An 18,615-nucleotide genomic window follows, 5' to 3' on the forward strand; every position below is an offset into this window, starting at 1 on the left:
TGGCATGAATGGGACGAAGGAAACATTTGGCGAGAGCGAGGACGCCCACGCCGGCACCGGCGCAGGAAAAGAAAGTCGGTGCCACGATCACACGGCAAATAAAAAACACCGGATACTCTACCGGCGCGGCAAGTTATTCGAAGCCGGGACTGGCGGCATGGACGCCGATCCGGAGCAGTCCGCAGTCAGACATTGACGTAAATCTTAACACGCTACGGGCACGATCGGCCGACTCAGTAATGAATAATCCGCTGGCATCCAGCGCGATCGGAACGTCGAGAACGAACGTGATCGGCGCGGGGCTGCGGCTGAGTCCGAAACCGAAAACCGGTCTGGTCGGTATGACGGCCGAACAGGCGAAAGAATGGAGTCGCAAAGTTAAAACGGAATTCGAGATCTTCGCCAGCTCTAAGTTTTGCGACATTACGCGCAAAAACAATTTATATGACCTGCAGGACATCGCCTATCAGTGTTACATGATTGACGGCGATAGCTTCGCAACATTTCAATATCGTCGGCCAATGCCTGGAATGCCTTACAGTCTGCGTCTGCGGGTGATCGAGGCGAGTCGCGTATGCAATCCAGGAGTACAGAGCCTGGCGGCGACATTGAATCCGTGGATGGTCACGGTACACAATCCGCAAAATGGAAACCGCATCGTCAACGGAGTCGAGATCGATGACGACGGCGCGGTGGTTGCATACTGGATCGCGAGCCGGTATCCGTATGATCCGGCGAATACACAGGAAGTACCGGAGTGGAGTCGGGTGGAGGCGTTCGGAGTAAAGACCGGCGCGCCGAACATATTGCAAATCAGTCATGACACGCGGCCGGAACAATACCGGGGTGTGCCGGAGCTTGCGCCGGTATTAGAGGTTTTAAAGCAGATCGGGCGCTATACCGAGGCGGAGCTGACGAGCGCCATTATCAAGTCGTTTTTCAGCGTTTTTATTAAAGAACAGATGGGCGCGTCTACTAACGGCGGATTTCCGCTTCCGGAAGCCTACGGAGAAGACGAAAAAGTCAGTGTGGATCCGAACTCGTTCGAGCTTGGTAGTGGTACGCTGAACGTCTTACCGCCTGGCTATGACGTGACCAGTATGGACGCCAGCCGGACGCTGTCAACTTATGAGCCGTTTACCAAACAGCTGATCCAACAGATCGGCGCGGCGCTGGATATACCGGCAGAAGTATTGACGAAGTCTTTTAACTCTTCATACTCGGCAAGCCGCGCGGCGCTGTTGCAAGCCTGGGCGGCTTTTAAAATGCGCCGCACCTGGTTTGCCAGGGATTTTTGCCAGCCGGTTTATGAGGCATGGCTGACGGAAGCGGTGGCGATTGGCCGTATTGATGCGCCGGGATTTTTTACGGATCCGTTGATCAAAGCTGCCTGGTGCAGCGCGGAATGGTACGGCCCGGTTATGGGCGTGCTTGATCCAGTTAAAGAGGTGCAAGGATCGGCGCTGCGTGTACAGTACGGCTACAGCACACGCGAGAAAGAGACAGCTGAGCTGACCGGACAGGATTGGGACGAAAACGTCGAGCGCAGCGCGCAAGAACTGAGCCGCATGAAGCAGCTCGGACTGCCGGCATTGACGGCAACGGTAAACAAACAGGAAGAATCACAGCCGGAAGGAGGGCAACCTGAGTGAAGTTTTGGAGTTTTAAAAACAGCTTGGCAAACGTAGGAGAGGTCGAGCTGATTTTGTACGGCGACATTTCGAAAACGTCTTGGTGGGGCGACGAGGTCACGCCGGAACAATTTGCAAAAGATTTGGCAGCCTGCACCGGCAAGGACGTGCGCGTCCGGATCGACAGCGACGGCGGTGACGTCTTTGCAGCGCATAACATTTGCAATCAGCTGAAAAATTACGCGGGCAATGTGACGATATGCGTGGACGGCATTGCGGCCAGCGCGGCAACGATTATTATGACGGCCGGGAAGGTGATCATGCCGGTCGGATCAATGATCATGATCCATAATCCGACACTGCAGACAGGATGGGGCGCGAGCTTTGACGCGACGGAGCTGGCGAATATGTCCCAGGCGCTGGAGACAATCAAACAAAACATTATTGACGTCTACATGCAGAAATGTAATCTCACGCAAAAGCAACTGTCGAGCATGATGGACGCGGAAACCTGGATGACGGCGTCGATGGCGCTGCAGTATGGTTTCGCGGATGAAATTGAAAATTCGACCGGCTCCGGCGAGTTACTGGATCAGGAAACAGACGACGGGCGAGAGGGCCTGATGGAGTCGCTGCTGCCGACAATGGTGGACGGCAATTATTTGGTCGTCAACAATGCGTCACGGCATGACGTGCGGCGACTGAGCAATGTCGCCGGTCTGCGCAATGCAATCGCCCAGGCGCGGCTGCCGAAAGTGCAAAATAACATGAGACAGCAAAGGGAGGAAACAACGGTGATTATCAAAAACTGTGCGGATTTGCGCAAAGCCTATCCGGATTTATGCGCGGAGCTTGCCGCTGATGCGGTGGGCCAAGAGTCGGCGCGAATCGCAGCGCTGGATGCGCTCGATAACGTACAAAACGCGGCGATCCACGCGATCGTCTGCGATGCTAAAAAGACCGGCAAGTCGGCCGAAAACGTGAAAACATTCGTCGAGATCATCAACAAAATGACGCCGGCAGCGCCGAGTGATCAGCAAGCACCGGCACCGGGAGCGCATCCGTTCGCAAAAGTCATCGAAGACTCGGCGCAATCTGGTGTCAATGGCGTCGGATCCGGCGGACAAATTGAAAACAAGGATAAAAAAGAGGTTAACGCGGCGGCCGATTATATGGCCGAAGTGATGAACCGGAAGAATGGGGTGGCGAAGTAATGTCGGAATTGGTTGGAACTGCAGCAACTTTCAGTTACAAAAACCTGGTTGGCGGCGTCAATCCGCCGATTCACACGTCGGTTGAAACGCTGGCGAAAGGAAGCGGAACGTATGTGAGCGGCGCGGTGCTTGGAAAGATTACAGCAGCCGGTGCGACGCAGGGTAAATGCCAAAGGGTAAACAGCGTAAACACGGACGGCAGCCAGACGGCAGACAGTGTGCTGCTTACTGATAATATCGACACGACTGCCGCAGATGTCATGGTGGTCGTTGCTAAGAGCGGATGCTTTAACCGCGAGGCGCTGACCTTTGGCGGTAGTGACACGGTTGATAAACACGAAGCAACATTGCGCGATCTGAACATTTATTTGACTAGCAGCAAAGGAGTTGGATGCTAATGAATTTGAATCAAACGCAAACATTATTGGAGGCGATCAGCCGATCCTTTCCGCCGCAGACGTTACTGCGTGACACGTTTTTCCCGAATCCGAAAACATTTGTGACGAAGACTGTTCTGATGGATTATCGCAAAGGGAATCGGCAGATGTCTCCGTTCGTGGCAAAAGGCGGATCTGGAGTCAACGTGAACCGAACAGGCTTTGTTACGAAAGAATATGAACCGCCGATGATGGCTCCGGAGCGGCCAACGACTGCGGGAGACATTGAGGCGCGTGGGTTTGGCGAAAATGTTTTTTCCAGCAAAACGCCGGCGCAGCGTGAAATGGAGTTACGGGCGCAGGATATGGCGGATCTGATTGCGATGAACACGCGCCGTATTGAGTGGATGTGTTCGCAAACAATGGTTTTCGGGCAATTCCAGGTCGCAGGCTATGCGGACGACGGCAAGACGCAGCTGATTGACACCGTCACATTCAGCGACTGGACGCAAAAAATGATCATGAGCGGATCCGACATGTGGACGAATTTGTCTGCCGACGCATACGGGCAGCTGCAGATGGCGTCGCAGTCGGTATCAAGAGCCGCCGGCATCGTTCCGGATGTCGGGATTATGAGCTTCAAAACGCAAAACTGGTTTATGCAAAATGCCGGCATTAAGGACATTTTGAAAGTACCGAACCTGAGTAACTTGTCCATGATGAACCTGGCTCCGCGCATTACGTCGCCGGGCGTTGTAAGAATCGGCATGATTGAAAGTTTGAATCTGGAGCTGTACGGCTATGATGGAATTTATCAGGACGATGCCGGAGCAATCCAACAATACATTCCGGACGGGTATGTTGTTATCGGTGCGCGTGGTCGTGGATCACAGCTGTTCGGAGCAGTAACGCAGCTCGAATTTGACGACGTTTATCGTACTTATGAAGGTTCGAACGTTCCGAAAGTTTGGAGCGAGCAAGGAAAAGATACGAAGATGCTGCGCGTCGCCAGCAAAGCTGTTGTCAAGCCGGAAACCACTGACGATTGGTATACTTTGAAAGTATTCTAAACGAAGAAAACGGAGGAAAAACAAAATGGATATTCAAATTTTGCGTTTCAGCGTTCGCCATAACGGTGAAGTGTTTGGGACGGGATCGACGCTGTACGATATGGATGACGAGGTGGCCCGCAAACTGGTAGAGGAAAGCAATGGTGACATTGTTAAGCTGCCGCCGCGTCCGGCCACTCCGGTGCAGCCGCCGGTGCAAGATCCGCCGAAGGATCCGGCAAAGGAAGATAATGCGGGGAAAGATAAAGACGACGGTAAAGGAAAGAGCGGAAGCAAGGGCAAAGGAGATGCTGTCGATAGTGGCAGCGGCGAAACCAATCAGCCGGACGAAGATGGCGCAGGATTACCACTGGTGGATCCTAACGAATTGAAAAAATGAAGCTAAAAGACCTGATGGCAAAAGATATTGACCAGGTCTTTTTTAATGAGGATCAATTTGCCGAAACTCATACGCTGGTGATTGAAGATGTGACCTATAACATACCACTGACGATCGAGCACGACGTGGACGGTGCGATGCAGCATCCGCTAGAAGAGGGATGGATGAACAGCATCACACTGTATTTTTCGGCGAAGATGATCAAGCGGCGGCCGGTGAAAGGGCAGCTGATTGAGTTTGACAAAAAAGACTATGTTGTCGCGGATTGTTTTGACGATTGCGGCTGCTATGAGTTGCGCCTGGAGGTAAACGGACGATGAGCGAGTTGATCGACTTTCCGGGATTTGCGCAAGAAGTTGCAAGGGCGAATGCTCTGCTAAGTCACATCAAAAACGGGGGGCCGAGGGCGATCAACTCGGCCCTAAATCGTACCATTACCGGCGTAAGGACAGACCTGGTGCGCAGCGTGCGTGATAATTATGACGTCAAAGCGTCCGACGTCCGGAATGCAATGCAGCTGAAAAAATCCAATCCGTCGACGCTCACGGCGTCGATCGGCGCGTCTGGTGCGCCGCTGCCGTTGATCAATTTCCGCGTAAAGCCGGCACAGCCTGGCAAGCAAAAGCCGGGAAGCACGCTGCGCGTCAGTGTCAAAAAGAGCGGCGGCAAGCCGATCAAAGGTGCATTTGTGGCGAAGCTCCAGGGCGGCCGTGTCGGCGTCGCGATCCGCGTCGGCAAAGCGCGGCTGCCGCTGAAAGAGCTGCATGGCCCGTCGGTGCCGCAGATGCTCGGCGAAGCGAACCTGGCGACGAATGTTATGAGCAGCGCGCAAGAGCGGTTTTTAAAACGGATTGCGCATGAGGTTGATTGGCTGCTGGAAAAGGGGAAGTAAAATGATTCTGCTGCAGGACGCGCTCGCGCGGCGTGTTGAAGAAATTACGCGCGATTTGACAATGCCGACGGCAAGCGGAGCGAAAGCGCTGAATGTGGTTAGCGGCTTTTTGCCGCCGCCGCGTGAAGGTGATCAGGACGACGAGTTTGCTGTGGCCGTCCGCCTGTTTGAAGGTGATGACGATATGGATCAGATGGCTGATGCGGCGAAAGCGACGGCGAAAGTTGCGATTAAGGTCGTGACCAAGACAAAGGACGTACAGCTAGGCCAGCGGATGACTCTGATGATCATGGAACGGATCCGGAAGAACCTGCACGAATATCCGTTTTTAGAGCAGCGTTACCGGACGATTTTGCCGCTCAAATGGCAAGCTCCGAACGGCGAAACATGGCCGCTGTGGGAAGGATATATGCTGACGACCTGGGTTGTTCCGATGCCGCAGGAAAATTGGGAAGAAGGAGAGACTGCAAACGATGTCTATTAAAGCCGAAGATAAAAAAAATGATAAAAAAGGAAATCTACACCGGGTGTATTGTGGACCGACGCTGCCGCGCCAATATGGCTTGCAGCAGCATGCGGTAATCATCGGCGAGTTGCCTGAACATATGACGCAAGCGGCTGCCGAATGTCCGTCTGTTGAGCAACTGATGGTGCCGATTGCCGAGCTGGCTCCGGTGCGCCTGGCGCTTAAAAATCCGACCAGCTCCGAGAGTTGGCATAATAACGCAATCAAACAGCATTTTTACAAGTAAGGGGGGGCAAACAATGTTTAAACATGGGATTTTTTCGAGCGATGTGCCGACGTCGATCGTGCCGCCGGCGCAGACCAGCGCCGGGATGCCGGTCGTATTCGGTACAGCTCCGATCCACCTTGCCGGCAGTATCGGAGAAAATGGATGCGGGCCGACAAACGTGCCGGTATTGGCGAATGTTTACGGTGATGTGGTGACGTCGCTCGGTTATTCGGATGACTGGAAAAAATACACGCTCTGCGAATTTATGTACAGCCATTTTCAGCTGTTCAATGTTGCGCCGGTGGTATTTGTCAATGTGTTGGATCCGGCGAAGCATAGCAAGGCATTAAAAGATCAAGCGGTTACGCTCGCGCTCGGTAATGGCACGATCGGCAGCGTGTCGCTGGGGACGGACGTTATCCTGTCAAGCATCGTCATCAAGCTGACGCAAGCAGGGCAGCCGCTGGCGCTCGGTACGGACTATACTACAGCGTATGACGCAAGCGGTAATGCAGTGATCACTCGGATGAAAAACGGCGCGATTGCAAACGATACGGCCACGCTGTCGGTATCGTTTACGCAGCTGGATCCGACGATGGTGACAAGCGCTGATATTATTGGCGGTGTTGATGCGGCAACTGGCAAACTGTCCGGATTGGAACTGATCAATCAAGTATTTCCGCGTTTCCGGATGCCGCCAGGGCAACTTGTCGCGCCGCACTGGTCGACGAGGCCGGAAGTGGCTGCGGTAATGGAAGCTAAAGCTGCCGCGATCAACGGTGTTTTTAAGTGTATCGCTCTGTGCGATGCACCGACGGACACGCTGCGCAAATATCAAGACGTGCCGGCATGGAAAAATCAAAACAATTATGTTTTCAACCGGCAGACGCTGTGTTGGCCGCGCGTGAAGCTCGGCAGCCGGATTTTTCACATGTCGACGCAGCAGGCCGGCTTGAATTGCCTGGTAGACAGTACGAACGACGATGTGCCGTATGAATCAGGCTCGAACAAGAATTTGCAAATGGACGGGCTTTGCTTGGAAGACGGGACGGAAGTCATTCTGGACTTGACGATGGCGAATTATTTGAACAGCCAGGGCATCACGACGGCGCTCAATTTTATCGGCGGCTGGAGATTGTGGGGCAACATGACGGCGGCTTTTCCGGCATCCACGGATCCGAAAGATGCTTTTCTCTGTATCCGCCGAATGTTCGACTGGCAGGCAAATACGTTTTTACTGACTTATTGGCAAAAGCTCGACAAGCCGTTGAATCGAGTACTGGTCGAAACGTTTGTAAATAGCGAAAATCTTCGCTTGAACGGACTGACGGCGCGCGGTTTTCTGCTGGGTGGCCGCATGAAGCTGCTGGAAACGGAAAATCCGGTGACAGATCTGATGAATGGCACGATCCGCTTCCATACCTATATGACACCGCCGACGCCGGCGCAGGACATCGAGGATCAGCTGGAATTTGATCCGCAATATCTCAAAACGCTGTTTGGATAAAGGGGGGTAAGACGTGAATTTACCGGAAAATATGATCAACTATGCCGTCTATTTGGACGGCTCGCGACTGATGGGTACGGCCAGTGTTGATTTGCCGTCTTTGGATCAGATTACACAGAAAATTACCGGGGCCGGTATTGGTGGCGAAGTCGAAGCGCCGGTCATGGGACATTTTGCAGCGATGACGCTCGGCGTCAGCTGGCGGACAATCACAAAAGAAGCGATGATCCTAGCGCAGCCAGCGGCTCACGCGCTGGAGTTTCGCGGCAGCCAGCAGGTTTACGATACGGGATCCGGCTTGTATTCTACAGTGCCGGTCAAAGTCATTGTGAAAGCGAGCCCGAAAAAGACGGGCCTGGGGAAAATGGTCGTCGCCGCGCAGACGGACACGAAAAACGAATTTGAAGTCTCATATATTAAAGTCTATTTCAACGGCGAAGAACAAATCGAAATTGATAAATACAACTTCATTGCGCGGATCCAGGGTACTGATTACCTGGCAGCTGTTCGCAATGATCTTGGAATTTAAAAGGAGTGACGAAAATGCCAAGTTTTAAACTGACTAAGCCGGTCGAATACGAAGGGAAAACGTTTGATACGATCAATTACGATCTGGATGCACTCACCGGCGATGATTTGCTGACGGCGGAAATGGAAATGACGACAAACGGGACGATCGCGCCGATCATCGACATTTCGAAAGCCTACCATGCAGGCGTCTTTGCGCGGGCGGCAAAAGTCGATTTTGGTTTTATGCGCAAAATGCCGGCGAAGGATTTTGCACGCGCGACGATGCTGGTGATGAGTTTTTTCGGCGGCTCGGACTTGTAGATAAGCGCCTGGGCGATTTGATTCGCGGTTTGTGCATGGAATTAGCGCAAAATACCGAGGATCGACTTGAATTTTTCGTAAAAATGGAGCTAAAAAAGATGCTTTTATGGCTTCATTTTGTGCGAAAATCGTCCAAAAAGGAGGGCTAAAAATGGCGAAAATCTATCAAATTGCCTTTGAATTGGCCGGAAAATTGGGTTCAAACTTCAGTCAAACGTTTCTTTCGGCGCAAAAATCGATCGCAAATGTGGACGGACAGATCCGAAAATTGACGGCAAATCAGGGCAAAATTACGCAATTTGACGCCATGAAGCGCGAACTGGTTGCAACGGAACGCGAATACAAGGCCGCACAAGACAAAGTAAAAGCCCTAGCTAACGAAATGAAGACCGCCGAAACGCCTACAAAGGCGTTGACGCGGTCTTTTGAACAGGCAAAGAACGAAGCTGCAAAGATGAAGGATAAAGTCGATCAGCAGCAGGCGACGCTCGGAAAAGTGCGGGCCAGCCTAAAGGAAGCCGGCGTCGCGACGACGGATCTGGCAGCGCAAAACCGAAAGCTCGGCCAGGAAATCGGGCGATTGAACCAGCAAAAATCCACGTATGCAGCCTTGCAGGCGCACGCAGATAAATTCAAAGCGTCGAGTGTATCGGCGTTTAAATCGGTTGCGGGTGCCGCAACGGCCGCAACGGTTGCCTTGTCTGGCTATTATGCGACGGCTCTCGGTTTTGCAAATGGCGTCATGGAAAAAGCCGCGAAAGCTCGCGGAGCTAACGCGAAGTTGGGGATCGGCATCGAGGCGTACCAGGAACTGCAGTATGCAGCGAAAATGAGCAACGTCGCGGCCGATGACTTCGACGGCTGCATGAAAAAGATGGTTGTATCGCTGGCAAAAGCCGAAAACGCCTTTAAAGAGAAAAAACTGGGGCCGAAGGGCAACCAGGAGGTCATCAAAGAGGCGAGCGGCTTGAACCTGGCGCTGGAACAGATTGGACTGTCCGCGCAGGAGCTGAGTCAGATCGGGCCGGATCGGGCGCTGATGAAAATTGCCGGTGCTTTGAGTAATGTGAAAGATCCGGCGGAAAAGACGCGTCTGGCGGTGGCTCTGTTCGGGAAAGAAGGTTTGGCGATGATGCCGCTTTTGAATCAAGGAGAAGCCGGCCTGGCGTCATTCCGTGAGGAGGCGAAAAAGCTCGGCCTGGTGCTCGACGAAACGACAGTAAAGCAGGCAGCGGCCTATGGCAAGGTGAAAAAGCAATTCGGCAATACAGTCGACGGCGTTAAAAATATCATCGGCGCAGCGATTTTACCGGCGCTGACAACCGGCGCGCAAGAATTAACTGATCTGATCAAAATGAACCAGGGCGACGTCAAACAGTTTGCATCGCAATTCGCAAATGGGTTGAAAGCATGCATCCCGTACACGATCCAGTTTATCAAGGGCGCGAAAGAGGTTGCCGTGGTCGGCATCGGCATTGCGAAAGGATTGGCGTATGCGGTAGGCGGGTTTGACAAACTGGCCTGGGTACTTGGCGCGATCATTGGAATAAAGGCAGCGACTGCGTTCTACCAGATGGGGCAGAATATGGTTGCAATGGGCCGCGATGCAGTCAAATTGTATAGCATTATGCGCAATGTATCAGGCGCGACGAAACTGTGGGCAGGCGCCCAGGCGGCGCTTAATTTCATTATGGCGGCCAATCCGATCGCACTGATCGTGATCGGCGTGGTGGCAATCGGCGCGGCGATCTTCTACGTGGTAAAACACTGGGACGATTTCAAAGGTTATATCCAGCGGTTTTGTCCCTGGATGATTTCGGCTGTATCAACGGCGGTCGATGCGGTACTGGCCGCGTGGGAATTTTTTAAAAGCGCCGGCGTTGCGATATTTGAGGCGTATGTCGCTTATATCAAGATGGCGTGGGGCGTGGTAAAAAGTGTTTTAACCGGCGATTGGGACGGCGTGCTGGCGAGCGTGACAGTGTTCGTCGATAACATCAAAGGAATTTTCGCACCGTTTTTCAATTGGGTATCTGATAAATGGCAGTCCATGAAAAACGCTTTTTCCTCGATGCCGACGCCAACGGGCGGCGCTCCTGGTATTAGAATGCATGCCGACGGCGGCATATTTGATCGGCCGCATCTTGGTATGGTTGCCGAGGCGGGCGAAGAGGGTATTGTGCCGATTAAAAATCGGACACGCGGCCTACAGGTGTTGGCGCAAGTGCAAAAGCGTCTGGGCGTCGAGCCGCCGGTGCAGCCGGTGCAGGTGATGGCTTCAAAACAAGGAGCTGCCGGCAGTATGCAGGTAACATATGCGCCAAATTATCAGATTATCGGCGCAGATCCGGAAAAGGTGGCGGAAGTCGCGCGCAAAGATCGCGAAGATTTCGAAGCGCAAATGGAACGGTATGAGGCGCAGAGGGCGAGGGTTGCTTATTAGTATGTACACGACAAAGCAAGGCGATATGTGGGACGGAATCGCTTATAATATTTACGGCGACGAGCGCCGCATGGACGTCCTAATGGCGGCAAATCCGGCATGGATCCGCACAGTGGTCTTTTCGGCCGGCGTAGTGCTGCAGGTGCCGGATGTCGCTCCAAACGTGACGCAGAACCTGCCGCCGTGGAGGCGGTCGTGAGTACGGCGCGGCAAAGTTGGCTGGATGTGATCTACAATAAAACCAGTATTACGGCCGACCTTGCGCCGCACTTAAAAAGCTGGTCATATACGGATAATCTGAGCGGCCAGGCAGACGATCTGCAGATCACGGTCGAAGACCGGGCGCAGCTATGGCAGGGCAACTGGTTTCCGAGCCGTGGCGATACGCTGACGGCGACGATCCGGCGTAAAAATTGGAACAAAGACGGTGAGGATAGTCAGCTGCCGCTCGGCCGGTTTGAAATCGACGAAATCGAGGTCGGCGGGCCGCCGGCGGAAGTCAAAATCAAGGCGCTTTCGGTGCCGCAGTCGTCTCCACTTAAAGGCCAGAATAAACACCGGGCCTGGGAAAAAACAAAATTATCGGTGATTGCAAGGGACATTGCTGCAGGTGTGGCAATGTCCCTTGTTTATGATGTGACTGATGATCCGCATTATGACCGGATCGAGCAGACCGAAGAAACAGACCTGGAATTTTTGCACCGGATATGCAAAGAGGCCGGTCTGGCGCTCAAAATATCTGATCTGCAAGTCGTGATTTTCGATGCCGCAAAATATGAGCAGGCTGAACCGACGCTGATGATCGATAAAAAGCAGTATACCTTCCTGAGCTACAGCGGAAAATCGACGATCAACGAGGTTTATCATAGCTGCACGATCAAATACAAGCAGCCGAAAAGCAAAACGACGCTGACGTATACCTTTACGCCGCCAAATCCTCCGCCGACACAGCGGACCCTGGTGCTGCGCGAACACGTCGACAGTCTGGCCGAAGCAGAGCGCAAAGCAAAAAAGGCGCTGCGCGAGAAAAATTCGGCGTCCGACACGTATGGTTTTACGATTGCCGGCGCGCTGGATGTATGGGCCGGAATGACGGTGACGCTAAAAAATTTCGGCGCGTTTGATGGCAAATGGTTGGTCACGCAGGTTTCGCATAGCCAAAGCGGTGGTCATAAAGTGGCGGTGCAGCTGCGCCGTTGTTTGGAGGGATATTGATGCAACCTGATGCGGCTAAAATATTAAGCAGCTTGTTTCGAGTTGGCCCGGTGACAAGCATTGACGATGTGGGCCAGCGCGTCCGCGTGACGTTTGGCGATATGGATAATCTGGTTTCGCCCTGGTTGCAGGTAGCCTGTCGCGGATCCGGACAAGATGACGAATACTGGATGCCGGACATCAATGACCAGGTGCTTTGCTTGATGATGCCGACCGGAAATGCCGAGGGTTATGTGCTGTGCAGCGTGCGCGGCAATACTCCGAAAGCCGGCGCGGTCGGAAAGCGGTATGTGCGATTTGCCGACGGCTCCGAAGTGGAATTTGATCGGGCCAGCGGTACGCTGACGATAATCACGACAGGGCCGGTCAATATCACGGCAGCCGGTAACGTCAACGTGACCGGCGATGTGATAGCTGGCGGCGTGTCGTTGAAAAATCATACACACGGCGGCGTCGTATCTGGAGGCGGAAGTACCGGAAAACCAAATTAAAGGGGTGGGAGGATGTCGATCGGAGTGATCAGTGGGGCTACTCCCACTGAGAAAATTGAAATTGCGTTCGAAGTTTATTTCCAGTCGGCGACGCAGACAAACTCTGCTTTGACGGAAATGATTGCATCGAAAGCGGGCGCGGTTGGCTTAACGAATGCGTACAATACGGTATTAAATGCCAGTAATACAGCTGCAGGATCGAAAGACAAGAATCGCGTCATGACGTTCACGCAGTTTCAGCGGTCAGCTGATGGCCGATGGGCCACGCATGAGATTATCGGGCAGCGAAAGCCGATCCTGGAGTTTTTAGGGCCGGGGCTGGAGACGATCAGTTTTAATGTGATGCTCATGACCTCACTCGGCGCGGATCCGCTGACGGAGGCAAAGAAATTTCGAAAATTGCGCGATGCTGGTGCGGTCTGCGATTTCGTTTTAGGAAACGCCCCGGTGGGCGAAAACAAATGGGTTGTGCAGAAAGTCTCCGAGGCGCACAGCCATTTTGACGGAAAAGGCAATGTCATTGTCGCAGATCTGTCGCTGACACTCTCCGAATATATCGCGGATCCGGACGGAGGTGCGATATGAGTGAATTACTGCTTGATACGAGGGAACAATTTGTGATCAACTTCGCGCCGACGGAAACAGATGAAATCATGCAAAATGTCCGGATGATCATCCTGTCGGCCATGCAGACCTGCCCGATGCATCGCAGCTTTGCCTGGGATGGCGGCATACTTGATCGGCCGATCAATGTGGTGCAATCGATCCTTGGAGCGCGCCTGATCTCAGCAGTCAATCAATATGAGCCGAGAGCAGAACTGACGGGCGTGACATTTGCCGGCGATGGCGCAAGCGGTTTGATGATGCCGATCGCGAAAGTGAGGATCAAAAATGCTCAATAATTTACCTGATATAAGTTTTACAACGAAGGATCCGGCGCAGATTGAAGCGGAAATGCTTGCCGCTTACCAGGCGCAGACCGGAACGACGCTCGCGACGGCCGATCCGCGCAAGAAGCTGCTGCAGGCGCAAGTGCCGATCATCGTCGGCCAGCGTGCCGCGATCGATTACAGCGCAAAAATGAACCTTCTGGCATACGCCAAGGGGGATTTTTTGGATCATATCGGCGCGGAGCTGGACTGCAGCCGACTGCTGAGCTCGCCGGCGCTCATGACGGAGCGTTTTACTTTAAGCGCCGTGCAAACTTCGCCGTATTTGATTCCGAAAGGGATCCGTGTGACGGTTGGAGACAATGTGTTTTTTTCGACGGTGGCTGATACGTTGGTGCCGGCTGGTGCGCTGACGGCTGACATTACGGTGCAGTGCATGACGAGCGGAGTGGCAGGAAACAATTACGCGCTTGGAACGGTGGCAACACTGGTCGATCCGCTTCCGTATGTTGCGAGCGTAACCAATACAACGGTAAGCAGCGGCGGCGTCGATGTGGAAGAGGACGATGCATATCGCGAGCGGATCCATGAAGCTCCGGAAAAATTTTCCGTGGCGGGGCCGGAGGGTGCATATAGCTATTGGGCGAAAACGGCGTCCAGCACGATTATCGACGTCGCCGTTACGTCGCCGAGTCCTGGCGTTGTGTCGCTTTATCCGTTGGTAAGCGGCGGAAACCTGCCGACGCCGGATCTTTTGAACGCGGTAGCAGCGATCTGCAGTGATCGGAAGGTGCGGCCGCTGACGGATAATGTCCAGGTGGCGGCTCCGACCGGCGTCAATTACAACATTGATGTGACGTATTGGATTGCGCAAAAAGACGCGACGATAGTGTCGACGCTGCAGTCGGCGATCCAGCAGGCTGCGCAAAATTATATTGCATGGCAGCGCTCAAAGCTCGGCCGCAGTATTGATCCATCGCAGCTGATCTTTCTTATGAAACAGGCCGGCGCAGAGCGTGTGGCGGTAAGTGCACCGGTCTATCAGGCGCTGACGTTGGCGCAGGTAGCGCAAGAGCAGACGGTGTCGATCAAATACGGAGGTACTGAATGATGAACACGCTCGACACAGTCAAGCTGATCGACGTCGTGCCGCCGAGTATCGCCGGTGATCCGCAGGTGCAGGGAATTTCCGCCGCCGTATCGCCGCAGCTGCAGCAAGTCAGTGCGCAAATTGACGATTGTTTGATCATGCCGCGCATCGATCAGCTGCCGGAAAATATCGTCGACCTGCTTGCATGGCAAAAGCACGTCGATTTTTACGATGTTACGCTGTCAATCGATCAGAAGCGCCAGCTGGTCAAAGCGTCAATCGAGGCGCACCGGCACAAAGGGACGCCCTATGCGGTGGAATTGGTTGTAAATGCGATTTTTGGCGACTCGGTGGTGCAAGAGTGGTTTGAGTACGGCGGCAAGCCGTTTTATTTCCGAGTGATCAAAATAAAAGGCCAGGTGACGGCTGATATGTGGCCGCGCCTGGCTGTTGCCGTCAATTCGGTCAAGAATGTGCGCTCCTGGCTTGAAGGGGTATCACTCTCACGAACTATTAACAGCAAACTTTACTTAGGTGTAGGCCAAAGCATCCATAAAAAGATAGATATTTTTCCTGTTGCTTTCCGCATGCCTGACATATCTAGTCGGCAATATTTGGGTGGAGCTATAAATGTACATAAAAAAATAGGGATGAGGTGATCATATGCCAAACTGGTCAGGAGGAATCCTTACAACCAAAGGACAGGCATTACAAGCGAAAGTAGATGCGGGTCAAACGTTGCTCACACTTACGAAAATGAAGATCGGTTCTGGTGTCCTTCCGACAGGACAAACATTGCAAGGGCTCAATGATTTAGTTGCACCGGAGATGATTGTGCCAATAAGTGCTGTTTCAGCAGAGGGTAATGTATCGACCATAACTGGTGTTATAACAAATGCGGGACTAACTAATGGTTTTAACGTCCGTGAACTTGGGGTTTTTGCTCAAGATCCAACTTTGGGCGAAATATTATATTCCATCACTACAGACTCAGCACCAGATTATTTTCCACCAGAAGGTGGAGCAATAACGGTGTCTGAAGAATTTAATTATCATATTACAGTTAGTAATGCATCAAATGTTACAGCAGTTCTCAATTCAAGCGGATTAGTAACTGTAAGTATTTTGCAACAACATAATAGTGACCCGAACGCACATAGCGAAGCAATAGCAAAACATAATAGTAGCCTTAATGCACATGCTGGACTATTGCGTCTATGGCAGCCCATACGCGCCTATGTTGCTGGTGATATTTGTTACTCACCTACAGGTGCAAGTTATAAACGGTTTGAATGTACGGTAGCGGGTACAAGTGGAGCTACTGAACCGACATGGCCAGCAGTGGGTAGCACGATTGTTGATGGAACGGTAACTTGGAAAGTAGTCGATATAAAGAACTTTCTCCCATTAGCTGGTGGAATGGTAACAGGAGATGTCTTAGGAATAACAGCATCGCAGCTTGATAACAGTAAAAAACTGGCGACTACTGAATTTGTGAAGAAAGCGGGATTACAGTTAGCCGCAACAGCGCAATATACCGCTGGCCCAATCACACTATCAGCAGCACAAGCAGGGCAACTCATTGACTTGGCTTCTGGGTACACCGGAACAATTACCTTACCTGCTGCAGCATCTATTCCCGATGGATCTATTTACTATTTTTGGTCTGGGGCAAATGTGGCTGTACCAGTTCAGCGGTCTGGATCAGATACCATATATGTAAATAATTCTACTGTCACATCAATTAATTTAAATAGCGGCGATTCACTTATTTTAATGAAAACAGGTGCAGTAGGTGTGGGAGCTTGGATTGCTATTGGCGGTACTGCACGATTACCATTTATATCACAATTCGGCAGCAGCATAACTGGCAATGGCTATCAAAAACTACCGAGTGGGTTAATTTTGCAATGGGGAACAGCTGCTATTGTATCGGGTGGAGCAGTAACTTACCCAATCGCTTTTCCGAATGGTGTGTATTGGTTTGTGCCAGCGGTAACAGCGGTAATTAATTTTAATTCTGCATACGCGAGTGCTGCGGCAGCTCCTGGGTTAGCAAGCACTATTGTATATCATGGGGGTGGAACAACCCCGTACAATATCTCTTGGATGGCGATTGGGAAATAAGGGGGTAATAGGATGGTAAAAGTACATTATGACCAAGTTGGTAACATATCAGGGTATTACCCTAATAGCATTGAATATTCATCTATTCCAGAACCGTATATTGAAATAGATGACCAAGCACACCGGGATTGCTTTAATAATCCTGGACTTCGAAAAGTTGATCCTATAAATAAGGTAATTGTAGTTTATATGCCTCCTGCACCGACAGAAGAAGAATTAAAACAACAAAACCTAACTGCTCTCGATGCAGAATATCAGCCACGCTTTGCAGAATTATCGCAAGCTTTAGGTATGGCAACACTGGCAGATAGTACTGATTTAATCGCCAGTATAAAAGCTGACTACGCAAAGTTGAAAGCTGAATATAATGCAAAGCGAGGTGAGATAAATAATGGCTAAACGATGTTTCGTGTGTGGGGCTAAAGAAAACGAGGGTAAATGTACAAATCAAGATTGCAGTCGTAGCAAGTAGGAGCCGAGGGGCTCTATTTTTATTTTGGGGGTGGGGTATGGGTGAAAAGGCCGTAAGCGATAGCGCCTTAAGTGAGTTATTTGATTTAATACGCCAAAATACAGAAGCGATTCACAAAGTTGACAAAAACGTAGTTGCTTTACAAATTAAGATCGAGGAAAAAGATAAGGTATGTCAAAAACACGATGATATAGAGGTTATCCAAAATAACCGCCTTGCATCTTTAGAGCTATGGCGCGCAAGTCAATCTGGTGTATGGGTATTTGCGTGGAAGATTGCGCCGCTGGCTGTATCTTGTGTGGCAGTTTATGCTGCTCTGCGTAAGGGAGGTTAACGGGATGAAATGGTTAACTGACCACATTTCTATAGTGGCAATATCAATTACACTTATAGGGCTAATCTTTGTATTTTTATCATGGGCCGTTGGCTATTATGCTAACGGCCTTTATGGTTCCAAATTTGAACTTGCAAGTTGCTGGCAGGGATTAGCTGCTATTGGTAGCCCTGGCTTGTTGGGGCTACTGAAGTGGATAATTGACAGCTTTGCAAACTCTGCAAAAAATAAAATGCCTGGGGAGGATTCATAATGGACAAACAATTCCACCAACTCGCTCCACGAATCGCCTTAAAATTAATGCCTGAAGAATTTCAGGCTTTTTTTATTGCCGATGGATACAAGGAATCCCAAATCTCAATTGATGCTGATCTTCCAGACATGGTGGATCATGACAATATCACGATTAATGCTGAAATTCACCATGCACACAGCTATAAATTAGAAAAGTTAGAAAACGGTACTTATCATTGGTTAGATGGTGATGCACTCGAACGCCTAAAAGGCTTATGCGCTGATGTACACGATTTTTATGCAGAGGGCAGGTTTGATATGGTGCGTTACTGCCTTGCAAAAATGACTCACTATAGAATCGATTCTATGACATATCCTCACAACCATAGAGGCAAGCCTTGGAGTACGTACCATACTAAATTTGAGGATGAATTAGGGGCATTTATTATCCATAACCAAAATAAAATTGGTGAATTAATTTTCCAGCCTTACGCCGACATTTACAAAGGCGCACGTCAAACGGCTCTTACTGCATGGGAAGAAGGTTTAGTAATCGTTGAACAGTTAGAAAAAGGTATACCGATGACAGAAGAGCAGAAATTACATATTTGCCGTACATGTATTAAAGGCATTGGTGACTTATGGACTACGCTATGGAATGAAATTAATAGAAAGAAGGTGTAA

At 51.3% G+C, this 18,615-nt stretch carries 25 protein-coding genes; all 25 read left to right on the forward strand.

Annotation, left to right across the window (positions count from 1 at the left end; all coding sequences use genetic code 11):
- Positions 1–8 precede the first annotated feature (8 nt).
- The 25 genes from QSJ81_RS16140 (at position 9) to QSJ81_RS16255 (ending at position 18,615) form a co-directional block, all read left to right on the forward strand.
- On the forward strand, positions 9–1,652 hold the full coding sequence (locus tag QSJ81_RS16140) for a phage portal protein (RefSeq protein ID WP_285718385.1): 1,644 nt from the start codon (positions 9–11) through the stop codon (positions 1,650–1,652).
- Entirely contained in the window at positions 1,649–2,845 is a 1,197-nt protein-coding gene (locus QSJ81_RS16145; protein ID WP_285718386.1) for a head maturation protease, ClpP-related, read from the forward strand. Before QSJ81_RS16140 ends, QSJ81_RS16145 begins: the two co-directional genes overlap by 4 nt.
- Positions 2,845–3,243, forward strand: coding sequence for a head decoration protein (locus QSJ81_RS16150; protein WP_285718387.1), 399 nt, complete (start codon positions 2,845–2,847; stop codon positions 3,241–3,243). Before QSJ81_RS16145 ends, QSJ81_RS16150 begins: the two co-directional genes overlap by 1 nt.
- Positions 3,243–4,292 (forward strand): major capsid protein, encoded by a 1,050-nt coding sequence (locus tag QSJ81_RS16155; protein WP_285718388.1) that lies wholly within the window; start codon positions 3,243–3,245, stop codon positions 4,290–4,292. Before QSJ81_RS16150 ends, QSJ81_RS16155 begins: the two co-directional genes overlap by 1 nt.
- A 25-nt stretch (positions 4,293–4,317) precedes the next feature.
- Positions 4,318–4,671, forward strand: coding sequence for a hypothetical protein (locus tag QSJ81_RS16160; RefSeq protein ID WP_285718389.1), 354 nt, complete (start codon positions 4,318–4,320; stop codon positions 4,669–4,671).
- Entirely contained in the window at positions 4,668–4,991 is a 324-nt protein-coding gene (locus QSJ81_RS16165) for a hypothetical protein (protein WP_285718390.1), read from the forward strand. The genes QSJ81_RS16160 and QSJ81_RS16165 overlap by 4 nt, the downstream gene beginning before the upstream one ends.
- Positions 4,988–5,563, forward strand: a complete 576-nt coding sequence (locus QSJ81_RS16170) for a phage tail protein (RefSeq protein WP_285718391.1) — start codon at positions 4,988–4,990, stop codon at positions 5,561–5,563. The genes QSJ81_RS16165 and QSJ81_RS16170 overlap by 4 nt, the downstream gene beginning before the upstream one ends.
- A gap of 1 nt (position 5,564) precedes the next feature.
- A complete protein-coding gene (locus QSJ81_RS16175; protein ID WP_285718392.1) occupies positions 5,565–6,047 on the forward strand; it encodes a hypothetical protein in 483 nt (160 codons plus the stop codon).
- Positions 6,037–6,315, forward strand: coding sequence for a hypothetical protein (locus QSJ81_RS16180; protein WP_285718393.1), 279 nt, complete (start codon positions 6,037–6,039; stop codon positions 6,313–6,315). Before QSJ81_RS16175 ends, QSJ81_RS16180 begins: the two co-directional genes overlap by 11 nt.
- A gap of 13 nt (positions 6,316–6,328) precedes the next feature.
- Positions 6,329–7,804: a phage tail sheath family protein gene (locus QSJ81_RS16185; RefSeq protein WP_285718394.1), complete on the forward strand. Its 1,476-nt coding sequence runs from the start codon at positions 6,329–6,331 to the stop codon at positions 7,802–7,804.
- A 13-nt stretch (positions 7,805–7,817) separates the two neighbouring features.
- Positions 7,818–8,333, forward strand: coding sequence for a phage major tail tube protein (locus QSJ81_RS16190; RefSeq protein ID WP_285718395.1), 516 nt, complete (start codon positions 7,818–7,820; stop codon positions 8,331–8,333).
- Positions 8,334–8,347: 14 nt separating this feature from the next.
- Positions 8,348–8,635, forward strand: a complete 288-nt coding sequence (locus QSJ81_RS16195) for a phage tail assembly protein (RefSeq protein ID WP_285718396.1) — start codon at positions 8,348–8,350, stop codon at positions 8,633–8,635.
- A 151-nt stretch (positions 8,636–8,786) separates the two neighbouring features.
- On the forward strand, positions 8,787–11,078 hold the full coding sequence (locus QSJ81_RS16200; RefSeq protein WP_285718397.1) for a phage tail tape measure protein: 2,292 nt from the start codon (positions 8,787–8,789) through the stop codon (positions 11,076–11,078).
- A complete protein-coding gene (locus tag QSJ81_RS25735; protein WP_352230904.1) occupies positions 11,047–11,277 on the forward strand; it encodes a tail protein X in 231 nt (76 codons plus the stop codon). The genes QSJ81_RS16200 and QSJ81_RS25735 overlap by 32 nt, the downstream gene beginning before the upstream one ends.
- Positions 11,178–12,293: a phage late control D family protein gene (locus tag QSJ81_RS16205; protein ID WP_285718398.1), complete on the forward strand. Its 1,116-nt coding sequence runs from the start codon at positions 11,178–11,180 to the stop codon at positions 12,291–12,293. The genes QSJ81_RS25735 and QSJ81_RS16205 overlap by 100 nt, the downstream gene beginning before the upstream one ends.
- The gene (locus QSJ81_RS16210; protein ID WP_285718399.1) at positions 12,293–12,784 is read left to right on the forward strand and encodes a phage baseplate assembly protein V; all 492 of its coding nucleotides are present in this window, start codon (positions 12,293–12,295) and stop codon (positions 12,782–12,784) included. Before QSJ81_RS16205 ends, QSJ81_RS16210 begins: the two co-directional genes overlap by 1 nt.
- A gap of 12 nt (positions 12,785–12,796) precedes the next feature.
- Positions 12,797–13,369 (forward strand): phage tail protein, encoded by a 573-nt coding sequence (locus QSJ81_RS16215; RefSeq protein ID WP_285718400.1) that lies wholly within the window; start codon positions 12,797–12,799, stop codon positions 13,367–13,369.
- Positions 13,366–13,686: a hypothetical protein gene (locus QSJ81_RS16220; protein ID WP_285718401.1), complete on the forward strand. Its 321-nt coding sequence runs from the start codon at positions 13,366–13,368 to the stop codon at positions 13,684–13,686. Before QSJ81_RS16215 ends, QSJ81_RS16220 begins: the two co-directional genes overlap by 4 nt.
- Entirely contained in the window at positions 13,676–14,785 is a 1,110-nt protein-coding gene (locus tag QSJ81_RS16225; protein ID WP_285718402.1) for a baseplate assembly protein, read from the forward strand. Before QSJ81_RS16220 ends, QSJ81_RS16225 begins: the two co-directional genes overlap by 11 nt.
- Entirely contained in the window at positions 14,782–15,423 is a 642-nt protein-coding gene (locus QSJ81_RS16230; protein WP_285718403.1) for a phage tail protein I, read from the forward strand. The genes QSJ81_RS16225 and QSJ81_RS16230 overlap by 4 nt, the downstream gene beginning before the upstream one ends.
- Before the next feature lie 4 nt (positions 15,424–15,427).
- Positions 15,428–16,891, forward strand: a complete 1,464-nt coding sequence (locus QSJ81_RS16235) for a gp53-like domain-containing protein (protein ID WP_285718404.1) — start codon at positions 15,428–15,430, stop codon at positions 16,889–16,891.
- 12 nt (positions 16,892–16,903) lie between these two features.
- Positions 16,904–17,290 carry a hypothetical protein gene (locus tag QSJ81_RS16240; RefSeq protein WP_285718405.1) on the forward strand — a complete coding sequence of 129 codons (387 nt, stop codon included), beginning with the start codon at positions 16,904–16,906 and terminating at the stop codon, positions 17,288–17,290.
- A gap of 110 nt (positions 17,291–17,400) precedes the next feature.
- The gene (locus QSJ81_RS16245) at positions 17,401–17,697 is read left to right on the forward strand and encodes a hypothetical protein (RefSeq protein WP_285718406.1); all 297 of its coding nucleotides are present in this window, start codon (positions 17,401–17,403) and stop codon (positions 17,695–17,697) included.
- Positions 17,698–17,701: 4 nt separating this feature from the next.
- Entirely contained in the window at positions 17,702–17,950 is a 249-nt protein-coding gene (locus tag QSJ81_RS16250) for a hypothetical protein (RefSeq protein WP_285718407.1), read from the forward strand.
- The gene (locus QSJ81_RS16255) at positions 17,950–18,615 is read left to right on the forward strand and encodes a hypothetical protein (protein ID WP_285718408.1); all 666 of its coding nucleotides are present in this window, start codon (positions 17,950–17,952) and stop codon (positions 18,613–18,615) included. Before QSJ81_RS16250 ends, QSJ81_RS16255 begins: the two co-directional genes overlap by 1 nt.

Origin of the sequence: Pelosinus sp. IPA-1, assembly GCF_030269905.1 — a bacterium.
Lineage (GTDB): Bacteria > Bacillota > Negativicutes > DSM-13327 > DSM-13327 > Pelosinus.